Annotated in this window: 24 protein-coding genes; 4 read left to right on the top strand and 20 right to left on the bottom strand. The window is 65.7% G+C overall.

Annotation, left to right across the window (positions count from 1 at the left end):
- Positions 1–16: 16 nt before the first annotated feature.
- The 7 genes from ACZYRS_RS11175 to ACZYRS_RS11145 are packed head-to-tail and all read right to left on the bottom strand — an operon-like array spanning position 17 to position 7,702.
- The gene (locus ACZYRS_RS11175) at positions 17–1,417 is read right to left on the bottom strand and encodes an amidase (protein WP_463419314.1); all 1,401 of its coding nucleotides are present in this window, start codon (positions 1,415–1,417) and stop codon (positions 17–19) included.
- 4 nt (positions 1,418–1,421) lie between these two features.
- Complete coding sequence (locus ACZYRS_RS11170; protein ID WP_463419313.1) at positions 1,422–2,915, bottom strand: ABC transporter substrate-binding protein; 1,494 nt, start codon at positions 2,913–2,915, stop codon at positions 1,422–1,424.
- Positions 2,916–2,956: 41 nt separating this feature from the next.
- Positions 2,957–3,769: an ATP-binding cassette domain-containing protein gene (locus ACZYRS_RS11165; protein WP_463419312.1), complete on the bottom strand. Its 813-nt coding sequence runs from the start codon at positions 3,767–3,769 to the stop codon at positions 2,957–2,959.
- A complete protein-coding gene (locus ACZYRS_RS11160; RefSeq protein WP_198789309.1) occupies positions 3,766–4,755 on the bottom strand; it encodes an ABC transporter ATP-binding protein in 990 nt (329 codons plus the stop codon). The genes ACZYRS_RS11165 and ACZYRS_RS11160 overlap by 4 nt, the downstream gene beginning before the upstream one ends.
- 3 nt (positions 4,756–4,758) lie before the next feature.
- The gene (locus ACZYRS_RS11155) at positions 4,759–5,643 is read right to left on the bottom strand and encodes an ABC transporter permease (RefSeq protein ID WP_463419311.1); all 885 of its coding nucleotides are present in this window, start codon (positions 5,641–5,643) and stop codon (positions 4,759–4,761) included.
- On the bottom strand, positions 5,640–6,590 hold the full coding sequence (locus ACZYRS_RS11150; protein WP_463419310.1) for an ABC transporter permease: 951 nt from the start codon (positions 6,588–6,590) through the stop codon (positions 5,640–5,642). The genes ACZYRS_RS11155 and ACZYRS_RS11150 overlap by 4 nt, the downstream gene beginning before the upstream one ends.
- A gap of 32 nt (positions 6,591–6,622) precedes the next feature.
- Positions 6,623–7,702, bottom strand: coding sequence for a tartrate dehydrogenase (locus ACZYRS_RS11145; RefSeq protein WP_463419309.1), 1,080 nt, complete (start codon positions 7,700–7,702; stop codon positions 6,623–6,625).
- A 478-nt stretch (positions 7,703–8,180) separates the two neighbouring features.
- Here ACZYRS_RS11145 and ACZYRS_RS11140 point away from each other — a divergent pair, with 478 nt between their 5' ends.
- The 4 genes from ACZYRS_RS11140 to ACZYRS_RS11125 are packed head-to-tail and all read left to right on the top strand — an operon-like array spanning position 8,181 to position 9,515.
- Positions 8,181–8,558: a hypothetical protein gene (locus ACZYRS_RS11140; protein WP_463419308.1), complete on the top strand. Its 378-nt coding sequence runs from the start codon at positions 8,181–8,183 to the stop codon at positions 8,556–8,558.
- Positions 8,555–8,845, top strand: coding sequence for a hypothetical protein (locus tag ACZYRS_RS11135; RefSeq protein WP_463419307.1), 291 nt, complete (start codon positions 8,555–8,557; stop codon positions 8,843–8,845). Before ACZYRS_RS11140 ends, ACZYRS_RS11135 begins: the two co-directional genes overlap by 4 nt.
- Positions 8,846–8,888: 43 nt before the next feature.
- The gene (locus tag ACZYRS_RS11130; RefSeq protein ID WP_463419306.1) at positions 8,889–9,179 is read left to right on the top strand and encodes a hypothetical protein; all 291 of its coding nucleotides are present in this window, start codon (positions 8,889–8,891) and stop codon (positions 9,177–9,179) included.
- Positions 9,180–9,239: 60 nt separating this feature from the next.
- The gene (locus tag ACZYRS_RS11125; protein WP_463419305.1) at positions 9,240–9,515 is read left to right on the top strand and encodes a hypothetical protein; all 276 of its coding nucleotides are present in this window, start codon (positions 9,240–9,242) and stop codon (positions 9,513–9,515) included.
- Between the two features lie 79 nt (positions 9,516–9,594).
- On the opposite strand, the gene ACZYRS_RS11120 is transcribed toward ACZYRS_RS11125, so the two are convergent.
- The 13 genes from ACZYRS_RS11120 to ACZYRS_RS11060 form a co-directional block, all read right to left on the bottom strand.
- Entirely contained in the window at positions 9,595–10,122 is a 528-nt protein-coding gene (locus ACZYRS_RS11120; protein WP_463419304.1) for a DUF2514 family protein, read from the bottom strand.
- Positions 10,119–10,649: a hypothetical protein gene (locus tag ACZYRS_RS11115; protein ID WP_463419303.1), complete on the bottom strand. Its 531-nt coding sequence runs from the start codon at positions 10,647–10,649 to the stop codon at positions 10,119–10,121. The genes ACZYRS_RS11120 and ACZYRS_RS11115 overlap by 4 nt, the downstream gene beginning before the upstream one ends.
- The gene (locus ACZYRS_RS11110) at positions 10,646–10,966 is read right to left on the bottom strand and encodes a hypothetical protein (protein ID WP_463419302.1); all 321 of its coding nucleotides are present in this window, start codon (positions 10,964–10,966) and stop codon (positions 10,646–10,648) included. Before ACZYRS_RS11110 ends, ACZYRS_RS11115 begins: the two co-directional genes overlap by 4 nt.
- Positions 10,963–11,358: a hypothetical protein gene (locus ACZYRS_RS11105; protein WP_463419301.1), complete on the bottom strand. Its 396-nt coding sequence runs from the start codon at positions 11,356–11,358 to the stop codon at positions 10,963–10,965. Before ACZYRS_RS11105 ends, ACZYRS_RS11110 begins: the two co-directional genes overlap by 4 nt.
- Positions 11,355–12,134, bottom strand: coding sequence for a hypothetical protein (locus ACZYRS_RS11100; RefSeq protein WP_463419300.1), 780 nt, complete (start codon positions 12,132–12,134; stop codon positions 11,355–11,357). The genes ACZYRS_RS11105 and ACZYRS_RS11100 overlap by 4 nt, the downstream gene beginning before the upstream one ends.
- 2 nt (positions 12,135–12,136) lie before the next feature.
- On the bottom strand, positions 12,137–12,682 hold the full coding sequence (locus ACZYRS_RS11095; protein ID WP_463419299.1) for a gp53-like domain-containing protein: 546 nt from the start codon (positions 12,680–12,682) through the stop codon (positions 12,137–12,139).
- Positions 12,683–12,749: 67 nt separating this feature from the next.
- On the bottom strand, positions 12,750–15,821 hold the full coding sequence (locus ACZYRS_RS11090) for a phage tail protein (protein WP_463419298.1): 3,072 nt from the start codon (positions 15,819–15,821) through the stop codon (positions 12,750–12,752).
- Complete coding sequence (locus ACZYRS_RS11085) at positions 15,821–16,240, bottom strand: DUF6950 family protein (protein WP_463419297.1); 420 nt, start codon at positions 16,238–16,240, stop codon at positions 15,821–15,823. The genes ACZYRS_RS11090 and ACZYRS_RS11085 overlap by 1 nt, the downstream gene beginning before the upstream one ends.
- Entirely contained in the window at positions 16,237–16,800 is a 564-nt protein-coding gene (locus ACZYRS_RS11080) for a hypothetical protein (RefSeq protein WP_463419296.1), read from the bottom strand. The genes ACZYRS_RS11085 and ACZYRS_RS11080 overlap by 4 nt, the downstream gene beginning before the upstream one ends.
- 20 nt (positions 16,801–16,820) lie before the next feature.
- Positions 16,821–17,414 (bottom strand): hypothetical protein, encoded by a 594-nt coding sequence (locus tag ACZYRS_RS11075; protein ID WP_463419295.1) that lies wholly within the window; start codon positions 17,412–17,414, stop codon positions 16,821–16,823.
- Positions 17,411–20,266 carry a phage tail tape measure protein gene (locus tag ACZYRS_RS11070; protein ID WP_463419294.1) on the bottom strand — a complete coding sequence of 952 codons (2,856 nt, stop codon included), beginning with the start codon at positions 20,264–20,266 and terminating at the stop codon, positions 17,411–17,413. The genes ACZYRS_RS11075 and ACZYRS_RS11070 overlap by 4 nt, the downstream gene beginning before the upstream one ends.
- Before the next feature lie 35 nt (positions 20,267–20,301).
- A complete protein-coding gene (locus ACZYRS_RS11065) occupies positions 20,302–20,526 on the bottom strand; it encodes a DUF1799 domain-containing protein (RefSeq protein WP_463419293.1) in 225 nt (74 codons plus the stop codon).
- Positions 20,527–20,615: 89 nt separating this feature from the next.
- Positions 20,616–20,927 (bottom strand): phage tail assembly chaperone, encoded by a 312-nt coding sequence (locus ACZYRS_RS11060; RefSeq protein ID WP_463418687.1) that lies wholly within the window; start codon positions 20,925–20,927, stop codon positions 20,616–20,618.

Here is a 20,927-nt window from a genome sequence, read left to right as displayed (position 1 = left end):
TCTCTTTGAATGGGGTTCACTGGAGTTCGGGCCAGGGCTTCTGCGCATCGCGGATGAGCTCGAAGGCGCGGCTGAACTGCAGCACGCCCAGGTCGTCGAAGCGGCGGCCCGCGACCTGCAGGCCGATGGGCAGGCCCTCGTCCGAGTAGCCGCAGTTGACCGACGAGGCCGGCTGCTCCGACATGTTGTAGGGCACCGTGAAGCCGATGTGCTCCAGCGAGCGCAGCGGGTCGTTGGTCGGCGAGGCGTGCTCCGCCGGCGCCGGCATGTTGGGCGACACCGGCGAGATCACGAAGTCGAAGCCCACGGTCGCGGCGACCGTGGCCGCGCGCGTGGCGACGAACTGGCTGTAGGCATCGAAGATGTGCGCGCCCGAAAAGCCCGCCGCGCTCTCGGCCCAGGCATCGATGTAGGGCAGCATCTTCGCGCGGCGCTCGGGCGTCATGGCGCGCAGGTCGCCGAGCGACCGCATGCGCCAGAAGTGGTCCATGCCCTGCAGCATCTCCGGCGTCATGAAGGATTTCATTTCCTCGACGTGGGCGCCGGCCGCCTCGATCTTCTTCGCGGCAGCGAGCACCGCCTTGCGGATCTGCGGATCGAGCGGCAGGCCGCAGCCCGCGTCCATCAGGAGGCCCACGCGCTTGCCCGCGAGAAAGGAGGCATCGACGTCGAAGGCCAGCCAGTCGATGACCGGCGGCGGCAGCTCGGAGTAGTCGCGGCTGTCGGGCTGGGCGACGGACTGCATCATCAGCGCGGCGTCTTCCACCGTGCGCGTCATCGGCCCGGCGCAGCGGCCCATGTAGGGCGTGCTCAGCGGGATGCGGCCGAAGCTGGGCTTGAGCGTGAAGATGCCGCACCAGCTCGCGGGCAGGCGCAGCGACCCGCCGATGTCGGTGCCCGCATGCAGCGGACCGTAGCCCGCCGCAGCGGCCGCGCCGGCGCCCGCACTGGAGCCGCCGGGCGTGCGCGACAGGTCCCACGGGTTGCGCGAGAGTTCGTGGAAGGTCGAGAGGCCCGACGACAGCATGCCGACGTCGGGCATCGTGGTCTTGGCCACGAGCACCGTGCCGTCTTGCTTCAGGCGCGCGGCCGGCGGCGAATCGTCCGCCATCGGCACGAGGTCGTAGGCCGCGGTGCCCAAGGGCATCGGGTCGCCCGCGGTCGCAAGGTTGTCCTTGATGGTGACGGGCACGCCGTCGAGCGCGCCGCGCGGCGTGCCGGCCAGCCAGCGCGCTTCCGAAGCACGCGCCTGCTCGAGCGCGAGTTCGGGGCGGAAGAGCCAGGTCGCGTGCAGCTTCGGCTCCAACGCCGCGATGCGTTCGTTGACCGACTGCACCACCTCGACCGGCGAGAGTTCCTTGCTGCGGTAGGCCGCGCCGAGTTCGGCCGTCGTCAGTGAATACAGGGGCTTGGTCATGGCATCAGCTCCAGGAAATGGCGGCCAGGTCGTTCACGATGATCGGCATGCTGGCCCACAGGCCCTTGACCTCCTTGCGCGCGATGGTGGGAAACACTGCCTGGTAGAGAAAGCCGTTGACCGCATCGGTCGCCAGTTGCCGCTGCGCCTCGGCCAGCAGGTCGGCGCGGCGCTTCTTGTTTTCCTCGTTCTGGATCGCGACGAATGTGTCGCGGAACTTCTTCGAGTCGTAGCCCCAGTAGTAGTCGGGCTCGGTGTACTTCACCAGGTCGAAGGGCTCCACGTGCGCGACCATCGTGAGGTCGAAGTCGTGCGCGCCGCCGAAGGTGCCGCTCAGCCACTGCGCCCACTCGACGTTCTGGATCTTCACGTGAATGCCGATCTGCGCGAGTTGCGCGGCGATCATCTCGCCGCCCTGCCGCGCGTACGAAGGCGGCGGCAGCGTCAGGCGCAGCTCCAGCGGCGTCTTCACGCCGGCTTCGGCCAGCAGGCGCTTGGCCTTCTCGATGTCGTAGGGGTTCATCGCGGTCGTGTCGATGAAGCCCGGCGCGCCCATCGCGTAGTGGCTGCCGATGGGCTTGCCGAAACCGTCGGCCGCGCCCTGGATGATCGTGTTGCGGTCCAGCGCCGCCAGGATCGCGCGGCGCACGCGCACGTCGTCCAGCGGCTTCTTGCGGTTGTTGATGGTGAGGATCACCTTGCCGCGCGTGCCCACCTCCAGCACCTGGAAGCGCGGGTTGCCCTTGAACTGCGCGACCGAGCGGGTGCCCGCGCGCGGGAAGATGTCGATGTCGTTGGCCATCAGCGCCGCGGTCTGCGCGGCCGTGTCGGACATGAAGCGAAAGACGAACTTCTCGACCTTCGCAAGACTCGGGTCGCGGTACGTCGGCGATTTCACCAGCGTGCACGAGGCGCCGCGCTGCCAGGCGGCCAGCTTGTAGGGGCCGGTGCCCACAGGTGCGGTCGCGTTCGTCTCGGCGCTCTTGGGCTCGACGATGCAGGCGGTGGATTGGCCCAGCATGAACGGCAGGTCGGGGTTCGACAGCGTGCTGTTGACGCCCACCGTGTACTCGTCGAGCACCACGGTGCCGATCTCGCTGAAGAAGCGCTTGTCCTTGTTCGTGCTCTTGGCGCCGCCCGCGCGGTCGAACGAGAACTTGACCGTGCCAGCGTTGAAGGGCTGCCCGTTCTCGAAGCGCACGCCGCGGCGCAGCTTGAAGACGAAGGTCTTCATGTCGGGCGACGACGACCAGCTCTCCGCGAGCATCGGCGTGACCGAGCCGTCGGCGTTGACCTTGGTGAGCGTCTCGAAGATGTTGTATTGCGTGATCTCGGCAATGGCCGACGCGGCGCCCGCGGTCGGGTCCAGGCCCGGCGGCTCCAGCGGCATGCCGATGCTCAGCATGTTCTTGCCCGTCTGCGCCTGCGCGAGCGGGAGAAAGGCGCCCGGGATTGCCGCGGCCATGGCGGTGCCCATGAGGGTGCGTCGCTTCAACATTCGTTATCTCTCCAGAAGTAAGGGAAACGACCCCGCGCGGCTCAGGCCGCGGGCGTCTGCAATACGGCGGACAGCAGCGTCCGCGTGTAGGGGTGCTGTGCGTGGCGGAACAGGTGGCCCGGCGCGCCCTGCTCCACGATCCGGCCCTTGAAGACGACGGCAACGTCGTCGCACAGGTGGTTGACCACCGCGAGGTCGTGGCTGATCAGGAGGTAGCTGATGCCGAACTGCTGCTGCAGGTCCTGCATGAGGTTGAGCACCTGGGCCTGCACCGACACGTCGAGCGCGCTCACGGGCTCGTCGGCGACGATGAGCTTGGGGCGCGTGATGAGCGCGCGCGCGATGGCGATGCGCTGTCTTTGTCCGCCCGAGAACTCGTGCGGATATTTGTCCATGTCGGTCGTGCGCAGGCCGACGGCTGCGAGCGATTCGGCGGCGCGTTCGCGTTGCTCTTTGCGCGAGACTTCGGCCAATGCTTCGAGCGGTTCGGCGACGATGCGTGCGACGGTCTGGCGCGGATCGAGCGAACCGTACGGGTCTTGAAAGACCATCTGAAAATCGCGGCGTGCGGTGCGCAGTTCGCTCTTGGGCAGCGTGTGCAGATCACGCCCGAGCAGCTTCACGCTGCCCGAGGTCGGCGTGTCGAGTGCCATCACGAGGCGCGCGATGGTCGACTTGCCCGAGCCCGATTCGCCGACGATGCCGACGCTGCGGCCGGCTTCGACCTTGAAGCTCACGCCGTTGAGCGCCTTGACGGTCGGTGGTGGCGCAAAGAGTTTTTCGCGCGGCAGGTCGTAGTGCCGCACGAGATCGGTCACCTCCAGCAGCGGCTGGGATGTGGCGGACTTGCTCATGCCGGTACAGCGCTTTGCGCCGCGATTTCTTCCAGGCGAAGGCAGCGCACCGCATGGCCGCTCGGCTTCATCGCCAGCGGCGGCTTCGTCGTGTAGCACATGTCGGCTGTGAAGCTGCAACGCCCTGCGAACGCGCAGCCGCGCGGCAGGTCCACGAGCTCGGGCACGCTGCCGCGGATGGTGGCCAGTCGGCCCGTGCGCGGTGCACCGAGCACCGGCCGCGCCGCGAACAGACCGCGCGTATAGGGATGCGCGCGCTCGGCGAACACGGCCTTCGTCGGCCCGCCCTCGACCATGCTGCCGCCATACATCACGAGCATGCGCTGCACGCTGTTGGCGATCACGCCGAGGTCGTGCGAGATCAGGATCAGCGCCATGCCCATCTCCGCGACCAGGCCCTGGATGAGGTCCAGCACCTGCTTCTGGATGGTCACGTCGAGCGCGGTGGTGGGCTCGTCGGCAATCAGCAGGTCGGGGCCGCAGGCCAGCGCCATCGCGATGCCGATGCGCTGCCGTTGCCCGCCCGAGAACTGGTGCGGATACGCATCGAGACGCGAGGCTGCATCGGGAATACCGACGCGCTCCAGCAGACCCAGCGCCTCCTGCCGCGCCTCGGCCTTCGAGAGCCCGCGGTGCAGCCGCAGCGGCTCGCCGACCTGGCGCGCGATGGTGTGCACCGGGTTCAGCGCCGTCATCGGCTCCTGGAAGATCATGCCGATGCGGTTGCCGCGGATCTGGCACATCGCTTTTTCGGGCAGCCCGACGAGCTCCTGCCCGTCGAGGCGAATGCTGCCGCCGACCTTGGCGCTCGAAGGCAGGAGGCCCATGAGCGACATCACGGTGATCGATTTGCCGCAGCCCGATTCGCCCACGATGCCCAGCGTTTCGCCGCGCTCCAGGGAAAAGGAAATGCCGCGCACCGCTTCGGCCGGGCCGCGCTGCGTTTGCAGGCCGATGCGCAGGTCGTTGACTTCGAGAAGAGGCATGGTTCAGCGGGCCCGTGCAAGGCGCGGGTCGAGCAGGTCGCGCAGACCATCGCCGAGCAGGTTGAGGCCCAGCACCGCCAGCGCGATGGCCATGCCGGGGAACACGGCCAGCAGAGGCTGCTGGAACATGAGCGTCTGCGCCTCGCTGAGCATGCGGCCCCACGAAGGCTGCGGCGGCTGCGTGCCGAGGCCGAGGTAAGAGAGCGCCGCTTCCGCGAGGATCGCGATGGCGAAGCGGATGGTGATCTGCACGATCAGCACTGCGGAGATGTTCGGCAGCACGTGCTGGAAGGTGATCGAGAAGGAGCCCTTGCCGCAGGCGCGCGCCGCCGCGATGTACTCGCGCGACCAGATCGCATTGGCCGAGGCCCGCGTGATGCGCGCGAAGGTCGGGATGTTGTAGATGCCGATCGCCACGATCGCGTTGACGATGCCGGCGCCGAACACGGCCGTCATCATGATCGCCGAGAGGATCGCGGGGAACGCGAGCGAGAAGTCGGCGAACCGCATGATCGCCTCTTCGACCCAGCCGCGCCGCGCTGCCGCCAGCAGGCCGAGCGCCGTGCCGACCACGAGACCGATGCCGACAGCAATCACGCCCACGAGGATGGAAGCGCGCGCGCCCACCAGCAGCAGCGAGGCCACGTCGCGCCCGAAGGCGTCGGTGCCCAGCCAATGCGCGGCCGAGGGCGCCTGCATCTTGTTGGCCATGTCCATGTCGTAGGGCGACCACGGAGTCCACACGAACGAGACGAGCGCGGCGACGAGCAGCAGCAGCGCGAGTACGGCGCCGATCACGAAGCTGCGGTGGTGCAGCGCGCGGCGCCAGAAGCCCGGCACCGTGAGCGCGGCTGCGCTGGGAACGTTGGGAGCAACGATGGCATTCATATGTCGCTCGCCTTGATGCGCGGGTCGATCACTGCGTACAGCACATCGACCACGAAGTTCACGATGACCACGAGTGCCGCAAGCAGCATCACGCAGTTGCGCACCACGACGAGGTCGCGGTTGCTGATAGCCTGGAAGATCAGCCGGCCGAGGCCCGGCAGGTAGAACACGTTCTCGATCACGATGGTGCCGGCCAGCAGTTCGGAGAACTGCATGCCCATCACGGTGATGACGGGGATCATCGCGTTGCGCAGCACGTGCAGCCACAGCACGGCACGTTGCGACACGCCCTTGGCGCGCGCGGTGCGCACGAAATCTTCACGCATCACTTCGAGCACGGCCGAGCGCGTGATGCGCGCAAGGATCGCCGCCTGCACCACCGCGAGCGACAGCGCGGGCAGCAGCAGCGATTTCACGCCACTGAACACGCCCTCGCCCCAGCCGTCGAAGCCGCCGGCGGAAAACCACTGCAGCTTCACCGAGAACACCAGGATCAAGAGGATCGCGAACCAGAAATTCGGAATAGCGATGCCCACCTGCGTCATGCCCATGAGGCCCACGTCGCCCATCTTGTTGTGGCGCGCCGCGGCCGTCACGCCGACGACGAGCGCGAGCACTGTGGTGACCGTCATCGCCAGCACGGCCAGCGGCACGGTGAGCGCGAGGCGTTCGAGGATGAGGTCGAGCACCGGCGAGCCGTAGGCGTAGCTGTCGCCCAGGTTGCCGGTGAGGATGCCGCCGATCCAGTGCCAGTAGCGCGTCCACGCGGGCTGGTCCAGGCCCAGCTTCGTGGCGAGTGCAGCCACCGCGTCGGGCGAGGCGTCGGGGCCCATGAGCATCTGCGCGGCGTTGCCGGGCAGGATCTCCAGGACCAGGAAGACGATGACTGACGCGCCGATCAGCGTGCCGACCAGCGTTGCCAGGCGCTTGAGCAGGAAGAGGCCCATCTAGCTGCCCCTGGGCCTCGCGTTGGGGCGGGTCATGCAATGCAGCTGGCGACGGCGCGGCCCACGTCGACCGTGTTCGCCGTGCCGCCCATGTCGCGCGTGCGCGGGCCTTCGCCCAGCACGGTTTCGACGGCCGAGATCACCGCGGCCGAGGCCTGCGCGTACACGGGGTCGCCGTTGCCCAGGTGGTCGAGCATCAGCGCGGCCGACCAGATCTGGCCGATCGGGTTGGCGATGCCCTTGCCCGCGATGTCGGGCGCCGAGCCGTGCACCGGCTCGAAGAGCGAGGGGAACGCGCGCTCGGGGTTCAGGTTCGCCGATGGTGCGATGCCGATGGTGCCGGTGCATGCCGGGCCGAGGTCCGAGAGGATGTCGCCGAAGAGGTTGGAGGCCACGACCACGTCGAACCAGTCGGGGTGCTGCACGAAGTGCGCGCACAGGATGTCGATGTGGTACTTGCTCGTGGCGATGTCGGGATGGCGCTTGGCCATCTCGGCCAGGCGCTCGTCCCAGTACGGCATGGTGATCGCGATGCCATTCGACTTGGTCGCCGCCACGAGGTTCTTGCGCGGGCGCTTGCTCGCGAGTTCGTAGGCGTACTTGAGGATGCGATCCACGCCGTGGCGCGTGAACACGGCCTCCTGGATCGCCATTTCGCGCGGCGTGCCTTCGAAGAGGCGACCGCCGACGGAGGTGTACTCGCCTTCGGTGTTCTCGCGCACGACGAAGAAGTCGATGTCGCCGGGCTTGCGGTGCGCGAGCGGGCCGGGCACGCCGGGCATCAGGCGCACGGGGCGCAGGTTCACGTACTGGTCGAACTCGCGGCGGATCTTGATGAGCAGGCCCCACACCGCGATGTGGTCGGGCACCTTGTCGGGCGCGCCGACGGCGCCGAAGTAGATGGCGTCGTGGCCCTTGATCTGGTCGTCCCAGTCGGCCGGCATCATGAGGCCGTGGCGCACGTAATGGTCGGAGCCCCAGTCGAAATGATCGAAGCTGAAGTCGATGCCGAACTTGCGGCTCACCGCGTCGAGCACGCGAAGGCCTTCGGGCATCACCTCGACCCCGATGCCGTCACCCGGGATGACGGCGATTCTGTGTTTTCGTTGCATCGGATACCTGCTTGAAGACTGTTTCACGAACAAGTCTAGAAGCAGGTGGCGTGCCACCGGATGGGGGTTCGCACGTACTTTGCCTTGCCATTATCAGAAGGCTTGACGATGCGACTCAAGAGCTATTTGGCATCTCCTTGCGGAGAGAAATGCGCTTTCGCCTGCGAATTTGGCGAAGGCTTCGGGCTCGAAAGAACCGGGTTTGAACTGCTTTGAATGCGGTGAATTCCAGGGTCATCGCGCACGATGCATGTGGCGGACTCGGAAAGTGAAAAGCCCCTGCAACTCATTGAATTGCAGGGGCTTCTGACTGGCGGAGTGGACGGGACTCGAACCCGCGACCCCCGGCGTGACAGGCCGGAGTGCCAAGTGAGCAACTACGCCACTTTCGGCCACTTTCCATATTCCAAATTCAGGCCAACCGGCCTAGCTCTGGCGCGGGCTGCGCGTCGCCTATTCCAAAGAAATGAGGCCCTCGATGAGTGCTGAAGACCCAACCGTTTTGCTCAAGGCTCTCAAAGACCTGTCGGCGATGTACACCCACGCCTGGGACGTGGAGTGCGGCGACCTTCACATGTCTGGCGAAAGCACAAAGCTCTTCGAGAGCCGGCACGCAGCAGCGACCAAAGCCATCGAGCACTTCGAGGCTCTTCAGAAGACGCCCAGCACCGTGACACTCACGGAAGCCGAGATCAACCTGAAGCACTGGGAGAAGGCCGTGGCGAAGCTGCGCGACCAGCACTGCAAGCGCTTCGGCCACATCAAGGGCCACGGCGCGTTCACAGGCTACTCGTACTGCAAAACGTGCGGCGGCCAGGTCGCGAACACCGACTTCGGCCAGAAAGCCAAACAATGACTGCGAGCGAAATCATCGACCACTTCTACGTCAAGCACGGCCCATGCTGTGCTGGCTGCGACTGGTGGGCCTACGCAAACAGCTTGGTCGGGGAATGCCGCCGATCAGCGCCTGTGTCCGGTGCGCAGCGGGTGTCTATGCTCGGCATCCGCAGCCCAAGCATCCAGCCCGAGGCCGGCCACGTCATGACCAAGCGCGAACACCACTGCGGCGAGTTCAAGGATGACTTTGACTGGGGTGCGCTGCCGCCGCACTATTTGCGACGAATCGGACACGCCCACCCCTGACCCCTCCCCAGTACCGCACCAGCCCTTCAGGATAGGATTCAGAATGACGATCAACATTACGCCGCAGATCACCGTCGCATACGAGGCCTACCTAAACGAGCAGGTGGACGCTGATCTGCATGGCAGGTCGATTCTCCGACGCCAGACCTCGCCATTCAGCAGCGGGTTGTTTCTCGGCATCGTGGACTTCGCAGCGGGCTTCCAGATGGGCCGGGCGCATGTGCCAGCCATCCCACCCGAGGTGCATGCCGCCCTGCGCGCTGAAGGCCTGACGCTGGCCCGCACCGAACATGGGATGCGAGTGATCAAAGCCGTGACCGGCATTGCCGCCTGAATCCGCACCAGCCCGCTCGGCTATCCGCCCTAGTGCGGATACCTGTATATTTGTACAGCCATGCCAGACGACGAGTATTTCTTCTTCACCCTGCCACCGGACAACTGGCGCAAGAAGCCCGGGCCGTCCACCTTCAAGATGACCATTGAGGATGCGGCCGAGCGATACCCCGGCGCTCAGCCCATCCTTTCATCGCGCGAGGTCAGGACACCGATGAGCGCTCCCACGGCCGATTCGCCCTACTGCAAGCGCTCGCGCCCAAAGACGGCCGATGAAGAGGCGCACCACGCCTGGCTCATATCGCGCATTGGGGCGAAGGGGGACGAGCCCGACTGAGCGCGCTGTATCGGGATGACAGCTATCCGCCAGATAGCCGCTATGCCGATGCCCTCATGGCAGCGTGGCTTTGTTGTTCTCAGGGCCGCTCTGTAGCTTCGGCGTGCCGCTCGCAGATGGTTCCGGCGGTGCCGCGTTCGTCAGCGATGCGCGCCAGATCTCCCGCTCGCGTGTCAGCCCGGCCGAACAGGTCGGAGAGCAGATCGAGGGGATCGGTGGCTGTCGCCCCTCCGCCGGGAGCCGTGGGCGCTGCGCTGGCTGCACGGACGGCGGCGCGGAAGGTGGCGAGCTGGTTGTGCAGGCCGCCAGCAGCGCGGGCAGCGTCATCAGCATCAGCACGGGCAGCAGCGATTTGTTTCTGTCCATCTTGAATCACTCCATCGACGCGATCGCGCCAGGTCTGTTCTTGGGTGCGCTGTGCGCGCTCGGCAAGGCGGCCGGACTCCGCCATGGTGCCGCGGTACTCGGCGAGTTCCTGCCGGGCCTTGGCGGCGTCTGTGCGCGCGCTCGCGCCGCGCGTGCGCTCGATGCCGGCCGTGGCCAGCGCCGCCACGAGCCCCAGGCCGAGAACCCAGAGCAGAGGGGTCTTCAGGTCGGGGAAGATCACGGCAGCCCCAGGAATGCGCGCACGGCGCGGTGGTGGTCCTCCCACTCGGCACGCAGCTGTGCGCGCTTGGCGGGCATGCCGCGGGCGTAGGCACCTGGGCGCCAGGCGCGCAGGTACAACTGCCATGCGCCCTCGGTGTCGGTCACGCGCGGCAGCGCACCCGGCTCGGTCCACAGCAGCAGGCGGGCCAGGATCGCCGCCAGCACATCGTCGTTTTCGATGGAGGTCCACACCGCCCAGGTCGTGAACGCCACGCTGTGCGCCGTGCAGGCCGCGCGCGCGAGGTCTTTGCTGGCGGCGTGGTTCATGACGCCGGCCACCATGCCCCCGCCCTGCTCGCCCTGCCAGAACGACCGCGCCGGGCCTTTCTTCGTCGGGTCGTTCAGCACCTGCCAGCGGTGCTCGAACTTCGATTCCTGCGAGCCGATCGTCAGCAGCTCGACGCGCGCCTCGATGCTGTCCATCTTGGGCGGCAGCCAGTGCAGCGCGGGGTCGATTGCGGTGCGGGTGATTTCGTCGAGGGTCATTTCGGGATCTCCGGGAGGTCAGATAGAGGTGCGTGATCGGTGGCCACGTCGGGCGGCACGTCGCCCGCCCAGGCACGACCGCTGCAGAGAAGGCCCACGAGCAGCGCCGCAGCGATCGCCAGTGAGCCGAGCTGCGGCCACTCGCCCCATAGCGGCTGGAAGGCCGCGGCCGTGGCGCCACCGATGTAGCCGGCGTACTCGATACGCACGCGCAGCAGCACGCCGGAGCGCATGGCATTGAGGCGGCACAGCGCGATGAACGCGATCACGCCGCACACCGCCAGGTTCGCCATCGCGTACAGGTAGAGCTCCTTCACGACGCACCTCCCTTTCCACCGACAAGCCGGTCGAGCGCGGAGACTCCCCAGCCGACGACCTTGGTCAGCGCCCACGGCCAATCCACGAAGCCGATCAGCAGCGCAATCGGCGCAACGGTCACGCGCGGCGAAAGCTCAGGCCGATAGGCATTGAGCGCAGCCGCCGCGGCAGAGGTGAACAGCACCGCCATGCCGACCACGCGCAGGAAGAACAGGACTGCGCTGGTGCGGGTCGTCTTCTCGCGCCGAGCCACCTTGAAGCTGGCGCCGAGCGTGGCGGCCACCACGATCACCATGTACGGGCCGACCACCGCCGCAACCTCGCTCGAGAAGAGCAGCGCCGCGATGAAGACGGCCACGCCGACAATGTCGGCAATGGGCTGTTGGCTCATGCCGGCAGCACCAGTTCGGGCAGCATCGCAATCAGCTGCTCGGCAGTGGGCTCCGCGATCTCGCCGCCCTGCACCTGCGCCATGAGCTCGTAGCACTTCGCGTAGACAGCATCCATCCAGATCGCGAAGGCCATCCCTTCATCGTGGAATGGGCCCGGGTAGCCGGCGCGCAGTGCCGCGGCGCGGATGTCGTCGTAGCGCTTCGCGCGCGCGGCCGCGTTCAGATGAACATCGACAGCGGCCAGGAGCACCGCGGCGCGGTCTTCGAGCGTGGGGGCCACGGCGGGGCGAAGGATCGGCATGCCCTCGCCATCTGCAACCACGTCGCAGCCGATCAGCTGCTCGTAGACCTCGCGGCTGACTTCCTTGGCATCGTCAGGGCGCGGCACACCTTGAATGGCGTCCGTGTAGAACCCGCCCGTGCTGGCGCTGAAGAAGAATTTCGGCGCGGGCCGGAGGATCGGCAGGCCTTCGGCATCGGGCACGACATCGCGGCCGGCCAGCGATTGATAGACCTCCTCGCTGACCTCCTTGGCGTCCTCGGGAATCGAATCTCCGTGTACCACGTCGATGTAGAACCCGCCAGTGCTCGCACAGTAGAAGTACTTCGGCGGCGGCCGAAGGATGGGCATGCCCTCGGCGTCCGCGATCACCGCTTTGCCAACCAGCGACTGGTAGACAGCGTTCGAAACTTCCTTCGAATCGGGCGGGATCGCAGTGCCATGGACCGCGTCGAAGTACCAGCCGCCAGTGGTGGCGCTGAAGTAGATTTTCATGATCAGTTCCCCACTGCGAGCCAAGAAACGAAGTTGTTCTGCTGCGTGCCGCCGATGTCCCAGCACTGCATGAAGAACGAGGTCAAGCCGAGACTTTGGTAGGTGGCAAAGCGCGGGCCGGCGACTTGCGGCGTGAGCATCACGCCCTTGGCGCCCGAGGGCCATGCAAGCGGGAAGGTGACCGCAACCCCGGAGGCCCCGGTGCTGGCGCCACCCCACTGGATGATGAAACCGAGCATCCAGGTCGGGAACTTGATGTAGCCGTTCGAGCCGAGACTCGCAGCGAATCCGAACTTCGCCCACGCCGTGGTGGCCAGGCGCGTGCTGTTGTCGGTGTCGGCCTGCGTGGGCGCCGTCGGCGTGCCGCTGAACGCCGGGCTCGCGATCGGCGCGGCGCCCAGCGCGGTGCGCGCGTCGGATGCGCTACCGGTGAGCCCGAGCAGGCCCACCACGTAGTCGTAGAAGCGATCGAAGCCGAGGCGCGCAACCGCGTTACTGGGGTTCGGGAAGGGAGCCGAGATCTCGGCCTTTGCGGGTGGTGCAGCCATTGCGAGCCTTTCAGAAATGAAAAAGGCCCGCCGAAGCGAGCCTTTGAGGGGGAAACGTGTAGAAGAGCTAGTAGCCCTTGAGAGTGATGTCTGCGGTAGCGCCAGAGACAGCGACACCAGCGGCATTGAGCGCAAATATCTTTGGGGCGAGCGGACTGGTCTTGTCCGAATGCAGGTTACGAGCCCCGCTGCCGTTGACCTGCAGCTGCCCGATCACCGCCTTGATCGCGGTGAACGGCTTTGCGTAGGGGACCACCGTGCCGGCCGCATTAATCGCGAGGTCGGCGATGGTCTCCTCCATGTCGGGCGCGTCGATGGTCAGCACCAAGCCCTGCAAGATGCCGCGATCAATGCCGGCGCCGATGGTCACGCGAAACTGATAGGCGTCGTTCGCCGCGACCAACTGCCCCGGCCACGGCTGCCATCCGCCTGGTGGCCCGTATCGCGGGTCCGCATCGGGCCCATAGAACGACTCGGTGTCGGGCCCATAGAACGAACCGGGTCCAGCGAGCCGATAGTCGATCCTCAGATCAGTGCCCTGCACCTGCGCCAAGAGCGTCATGATCGACCCGGCCAGCGCCGAGTTCACCGAGACCACTGGCGTCACGTAGATCATTTGCCCGTAGGCGCTGGAGTCGTAGAACGATGTGGTGTCTCCGGTGTAAAAGCTCTGATCGTCGTCGCCATAAAACGAATCGAGTGCATTTGCCGAAGGGTCGCCGGAAACGATCGTCCAGCCGCTGGACTCAGCCGCATCGAAGGGCCAGCCCAGCGCATCAAAATCCCATTCCTCCAAGACGTTCGCGATGGGCGGATCGCCCAAGTTCATCACGATGACTGCTGCGTCGAGCGACGAGTTCCCAGTCGTGTCGCGCGCCTTGCCCATGATGGTCACGATGCCGCCCGGCCGAGTCGGCGGGTCCCAAGGGCTGGCCGGCACCAGCCCCGTGTTGTTCAGAAGCGCGGCACTGTTCCAATCGGTGTTGTTGCCGTAGTGGAACCGGAACTCGAAACCGGCGAGGTCAGGCACGCGCCGCGGCATGGTCCACGAGAGCACGCTGCCAGAGATTGAGAAGTTCTCGATGTTCGGGGGCGGTTCGGTCTTTCCAATCACTCGGTGCACGCGCTGGGCACTCCAGTCGCTACTGGCAAGGCTGTTTCGGGTGCGCACGCGGATCAGGATCTGCGCAAGATCGTCGAGCCCCAAAATTCGGGCTTGTGTGGCGCTGCCCTGCTCTGTCAACGTCACCCAGTCGCCGCCTGGCAGCACCAGGTACTGCAAGTCGATGAACCCGCCGTTCACGATCGAGGCGTCGGACAGTGCAGCCCACGTCACGCGCACGCTGTTCACGATGGTGCCGTCTTGCTGGACGATCAGTTCGCTCTCGCCGCTCTGCACGTCGGTGATGACCGGCGGGAAGATTTCCCACGGCTTGGGCAACCCGCTGTTGCTCGCATAGCCGCCTGGCAGGTACGCAGCGCCGTACTGGAAGATTGCGGCCGTGGTTTCCTTCAGCGTGAGCTCGACCGTGCAGCCATTGGGCGCAGGGTTGAAGGTGCGGCCAAGAATGCGGAACTCTTTCGCGAACCATCCGTACCGCGGAATCGTCAGCGTGATGCCGTCGAACAGTTCGAGCGGATAGGCCTTCATCTTGAACGGCAGCGTCACAGTCATCGAATCACGGCCGTCGCGCAGCATGATCCCGGCGATATGCGTTGCCTGGCCGGCGTTGAAGACGGTCGCCAGCTTCACTTCCTGGCTCAGTTCCATTCCGTCGCGAGCGATGTAGGCCTCGGCGCGGAACGGCGGCAACACCACTTCGACATAGCCGGCAGCCTCGTCCCAGATCCGGGCGGCTACGACATTGATCTTCTCGTTCCGCGGCTTATGCGGGTTGATGGTGACCGCAGTTTGCGAGACAGAGCCGTCGGGGCCGCGCTGCACGACTGCGAGATCGTCCTCCGTGAGTGCCATCACCGGCGCCTGGTACGCCCCAGCGCGCACGCTGTATTCACCAGCTGCATAGGCCCACTCGCCGCCCATGGCCTGCACCAGGTCGTCGAGCACGCTGCGGGGATCGGCGCCGAACAGGAACACGCCGTTGGCTCGGAACATCGGCACGATGGGCGCCCCAGTCCAGTAGCTCATCGCCGTATCGCAAACATTGGCCGCAGCGACGATCCGGGCCTCTTCCGCAGTCGTCAGCGAGGTGCGCTTGCCGAACTGCGGATGCAGCATGACGTGCCGCATCATCAGCGCCGGGTTCTCGCTGAACTGAGTCACGCCATGGCGTGGGTCGTACAGCTTCGCGCCGCGCATCAGCGCCGTGACCGCGACGGCCCCATTCGGGAAGGAACTGTTCTCGTAGACGAACTCGCACAGCAGCCACGCCACGTTGCGCGCCCGATGTGCAGCAGTCCAGGTTCCCGGCAGGTACTGCTGCAGGCGCGTATCGGCCGCCTGGTTGGGCGAGCCCAGATGCACGAACACCCGTGCGGTGGAGACGAATTCAACCCACTGATACGTGAGCGTGTATTCCTGCTGCCCGTCGGCATTGGTGATCGTCAGGATGTTCCCGGCGATCGTGTACGGCAGAGACTCCTGGCCGGGCGTGATGTTCGGCCAAGGGAGGTTCGTCGCCGGCGTGACGAAGATCGAACCGGCCACGGGCGTGTGATCCAGCGTCCGGGTGGGCTGTGCGCTGGTGTCCATCACGCTGCGCGTGTAGATCCGCCCCCATGGCGCCGTGACGACGTTGCCGTCGACATCCAGGTCGATGGGCGTGTCGTCGAAGTAGATCCGCTCGACGGCGTCGATCTCATGGCCGGCCAGCGCGATGCAGCGCAGCAGCACTGCCTTGTTCGGCGTATCGGTGGAATCGAAGAACACCGAGCCGCCCTTGCGCACACGGCCGAGCACGAGCTCCCGCGGACCAATGGTGCTGCGGCCGTTCTCGAAACGATCGACCACCGAGGCCTCGAACTGCTGCCGGGCCTTGTTCTCGGCCTTGCGCTTCTGGCTCGCTGACAGCGCGATGGTGGCCACGGCGAAGCCGGCGTACACCGCAACCGTAACGGCCGTGCCCACGGCAGCGGCCCCACCGGCGCCACCGATGACTGCTAGAACTGCTTGAGGCATTAGATTTTCCAGGCCGCAATTGCGGAATTCATGCCGAGGGCCACGATCCCGGCTTCACCGGGCGCGAGCACGTTCACGCCGTTGCAGACGCCGAGCATTTCGCGGCCGGCGTTCATCACCAGCACCACATCGCCGACGCCGGCCATCAACGGAGATACCGGCTCGCCGAGGTACATCGAAGCTATGGCCTTCAGCCCGCCGACCTTGTCGAGGCGGCGCAGCGTCCGACGCAAAGCCCTACGGCGCGGTCCCGCGTCGGTGCTGTAGGGCTCGAAAGACGCCATCGGGTTCGTGCCGGTCAAGGCAGCAACCGCGGCGGCCGCGAAGACGCAGCAGTCGTTCGAGCCCCAGCGAAAAGGCGTGCTTGCGCGGCCCTGGGCAAAAGCCGAGAACCGAAGTTGCCAGTCGGGAAGTCTCATCGTCCGTTGAGCGCAATGAGCCACTGCTTGCCGGCCCAGACGAGCGGCTTGTTCAGCTGGAACTCTTGGAAGTCGAAGGCGAGATCGCCCGGGAACAGGGACTTCTGATCAGCGCTGCTGTAGGTCAGCGGCGTGCCGCGCAGCAGGTCGAGCTCGCTGCTCTCGGCTGACACCGGGATCGTGCAGGTCTCGCCGTCTTCCTGAATGCTCATCAGATCGAGGCGCCCGGTCCAATCGATGGGCGCGTCGAGCAGTGCGAAGTCGGCGTCGAAGATGGCCGTGCGGATGATTGCCGGCGTGCCCTGCACGATGTCGGCGTCGTCGAGTGCAAGCGCGATTGCCTCTGGCGATGCACCCGACAATTCGAAGTTCAAGCCCTTGACCTCGCCGGGCGAATCGTTGATCGCGTTGATGGTTCCGAGCCCAGCCGCACCGCGGTAGGTCACGCCCTCGAACACGATGTCCCAATTCGCGGAACACAGCGCGATGGGCACACCCGGGAAGGCCAGGTAGATCAGCTGCGCGACGTGAAGCTCGGGGCCGTTCAGAGCGGCGAGCACGGTGGGAGATAGAGACCGCATCAGATGGCCTCCACGAAGTCCAGCGGGACACCTTCCGCGTAGCCAGTGAAGTACTGGAAACCGGGTAGCGACACTTTCCGGAAAGGAACGCTCGGCCGATCCCACACGACGGACTGGCCGACGACAGTAGCGCGGCGCAGACGGTTGACGATGGGCACGCCAATGTGTCCCAGGCCGTCGGCCACGCAGTCGGTGAGCACCTGGAGCAGCATGCCGTTCACGCCGATCATGTCGCCGGCCAGCAGGGTCTGCCCTGCCGCCCCGCCCTGCAGGTAGACCGCGTCGGCGCCGGGCCCGGTGGCAAGAAAGACCGTGAGCGCACCGCGATAGGTTCCGAGTGGCTGCGGCCGGACGAAGTGCCACAGCAGCACGGTATTGGTCTGCCCGCGTAGCCCATTCACGAACGCTTCGTTCCGGGCGGCTATGTGCTGCGGGCCGCGTGGCAGCGTGAGCGAGAACAGCCAGCGATCGTTCAGCATGTCGACGACCTGCTCACTGCCCCCGCCCGGCGAGCTCGCTGCGCGCTGGTTGGTCTGCAGCCGCGGCGTGAAAGACTCGGGCCGGAAGCTGCTCGGGAGCGTGAGGAGGCTCATGCGAGAGCACCCCCACGAGTCCGGCTGCTGTTGATTCGGCTGGCGGTCTGGGCCTGCGTCGCGGCGAGGGCCTGCTTCAGCATGGCCACCGTTGCGATGTCGCCGACGCTGTAGTAGTTGTTCGTGACGCCGCCACCAGACCCGCCGCCGAGTGCGTGGTTCGGAATGATGGCGCCAGGCACGCTGGGGATGAACACCTCTGCCCCACGCTCGCCGACGATGCTAGGAACGCCCACCGGCGGATTGCCGCCGTCGGCGAAGAAGCCGCCGAACCACTTCCCGATCGACCCGAGGAACCCTCCCAATCCAGCATTGCCGCCGGTCGCGTCGGTCAGGCTGGTTCCGAAGTTGTCGTTCTTTTTCAGCAAGTCGCCGATTGCGTCTCCGCCGCCTCCGAGCGCGCCCAGCAAACCCTTCGCCAACGGGCCGGTGATGGATTGCTGGATGGCGATGCGCGCAAGATCCGCCACGATCGAATTGGCCAGGCTGTTGACATTCAGCTTGCCAGTGGTGACAAAGTTGACCAAGGCATCTTCCGCACCCTTGAAGCCTTCCGTGAAGGCCCTCTCCGTAGTGGCCGAGACGTTGGCGATCGCATCCGTGTAGTTTGCGAGAGCCGTCGTAGCACCGGTCTGCCAATCAGCTTGCTTGGACTTCAGGGCTTCGAAGTAGTCTGATTGCGCTCCCAGTGCGTCCTCCAGCGCCTTGCGGATCTCGGCAGCCTTCTTCTTGTAGTCGGCGGAATCGAGCATGCCAGCCTTGCTGGCGTCCCGGTTTGCGACATCGCTATACCGCTGAAACTCGGCGCGAATCGAGCGCTGCGCTTCCACCTCTTGACGGGCCCGGTCGCCGAGCCCGAACGCAGCCAGGCTTCGGCCTGACTGCTCGTCGCGACTCTGCTGGTTCGAAGCCATGGAAGCCGTGATCCCGTCCATCATCTGGCGGAATTGACGCGCATCGTCTGCCGATTTCTTCGTGATGTCGGCAATCTTCTTTTCGAACTCGAGCGCGTTGGAAAGAGCGACGTTCTTTTCGAGTTGGGCCTCAATGTCGTCCCGTCCGTTCAGCAGGCTCTGCTGCTCGGCCGTCAGGATCTTCTTTCCCTTCAAGTCGGCGATCAGCTGCTGGAACTCGACCTGCTTTTTCTGAACATCGGTGATCTTCAGCTCGCCGTCCAATTGGGATTGCAGCGACGCCTCGGTCTGCCGCAACGTCTCCAGCATCTTGACGGCTGCATCGTCCTGCACTGCCTTAGGCTTTGCTCCCTTCGCGCCCGCGAATTCCTTGCGGATCGCGGCCTCGCCCGCAGCAACATTCGCGGGGGACAGCAGTACATCGTTCGGGTTGCGCTTGCGCAGGTCTTCCAGGTTGTCGCGGTACTTCTTCAGTTCGCGGTTAACGGCGTCGACGCCCTTGGCTTTGTCCTGCCACCGAGCAATTTCCCCCGAAGCGTTGACAGCAGCGTTTTCATCCCTGGTGACGACGCCCTGAGAGAAGCCGCGAAGCCGCTCTTGAAGCTCCTTGACCGAGGCGAGCGCGACGTTGGTCGATGCATTGCGCATCTGCACGGCAAAATCCGAAGCGCCCGTAACGGGCCCACCGATGGGGCCACGAGCTTGCAGTTCTGCGAGGGTCGATCGGGCGTCGGAAAGTGCTTCGCTGGCCGTCTTCGGACGACCAAGCCCCATCATCAGATCCCACGCTTTTTTCGCGTCGTCGCCCATCATCCGCCACGCGCGCGCAAGCACTCCAGCCTGGTCCTGCACTTGGGCCAAGCGCTGATTCGTGATGGCGGCGGCGCTGGACACCGCGAGCGCGGCAGCTTCCTCCTTCCGCCCCTGGTCCTCTAACGTGCGAATGCGCTCGAGCGTCGTCGCCGTCAGGTGATGCATCGTCTCGTTGAGTTTTTCCGATGCCTTCGTCGGTTCGTCCGCCAGCTTGGTGAATGTCGAAACAGCCTCATCCACCGACGTGCCGACGATGCGATTCATGCCGGAGACAGCCGTCCCTACTTCGACCATCGCTTCCGCCGAGATTTTCCCGCTGCCAGCAAGCTTCGCGAGCCCCTCTGCGGCCACCGCATATGTCCCCCCCATCTTGGTGACTTGCGTGGCCTGATCCTGCAGCTGCGAAGCGGTGGTGCCCGCATAGTTGCCCGTCAAGATCAACGCCTTGTTGAAGGCGGCGGTCTGCTGTTCACCCTTGTAGAACGCGAGCGCGAACACGCCCGCCGCGGCTGCGGCGAGCGTGAACGGATTCACGAGCCCCAATACATAGGCGCCCAGCGCACGGGCTGCAGGTCCAATGCCGCCGAACATGTCCTTCAGCTGGCCGCCCTGCTGCAGCAGCACCGTCAGCGGCGCCTGGCCGCCTTGAATGCTGGTGATGATGTCGGTGAACTGCGCGGGAACACCACGTAGCGCGGCAGCGGTAGCCTTCGCCGACATGCCGACGCGGTCGAGCGGGGGCGCAATCGCGTTCAGCGCTGCTTCGGTGGCCTTCTGCTTGGCGAGGGCGGCATCCAGTTGTGCCAGGTACGGCTTCAGCACCTCGGTGCTCACGCCGCGCTGGTTGGCCAAGGCAGCGTAGAACTCCGACCCCGACTTCTTGCCGGCCTCGGCCGCTGCGGTGGCCCGCTGAATCGAGTTGATCAGGTTCTTGGCGTTCGCGTCGACCTTGGTCGCGGCCTGGTCACTGCCCTTGCCGATGGCCTCAATCCCCGCAGCCGCCTTCTTGCCTTCGGCCACCGCGGTCACACCGAGATCCGCGAGCGACCGCTTGGTCCGGCCTACGCCAGCTTCCACGCCCGACGTGTCGGCGGTGAACGCCATCTGTGCGGTTAGATCGGTCATGGATGTCCCAGAAATGAAAAGCCACCCGTGGGTGGCTACTGCGAGCTTTGCGCGCGCATGAGGTGAAGAGCACCGCGTTCCATCACGCGGATGTCGTCGAAGAGAACCGGCCAGTCCGACCGAGGGACGCCGGCCAACCGGAAGACCGTCGGCAGCGTTCCGTAGTCGAGTCCGATGGCGCCGGAGAACCCGACACGCCACTGGGTTGTCAACTTGGAGAACACTGCGACGGCCACCTGGTGCTCGGGCCAGCAGTCCACCGCGAAGCTGGCTTCCTCTACCGTCAGGCCCAGCTCGGCCGCTTCATGCGGCGTCGCGTCTGGCGTGTAGATGGCCCGGGCCAGCTCGATCAGTTTTTTTCTTTGGCCTTGATGAGCTCGGCGATGTACTTGTCGCGGATCGCCATCGGCGCCGTGATGTAGTTCTGCGCGAGCAGCTTCACGTTCTCGGCGTTGAAGAGGTCGACGAGGTCCCAGCCGGTGGCCACGGCCAGCACTTGGTCCTCGATCGACATGTCGGCCATCTGCTTGATGAACTCGTCCATTTCATCGCGGGTGCGATGCTTGAACACGATCTCGATCTTTTCGGGATCGAGGCCGGGCCGGCAGATCTCGACGAACGCTTTGAACGTCGGGTTCGGGTTGAGTGTGAGACGTGCCAT

It is taken from the genome of Variovorax sp. AC194, assembly GCF_979257995.1.
Note: the sequence above shows the minus strand (reverse complement) of the source record. Positions and strands in the feature narration are given on the sequence as shown.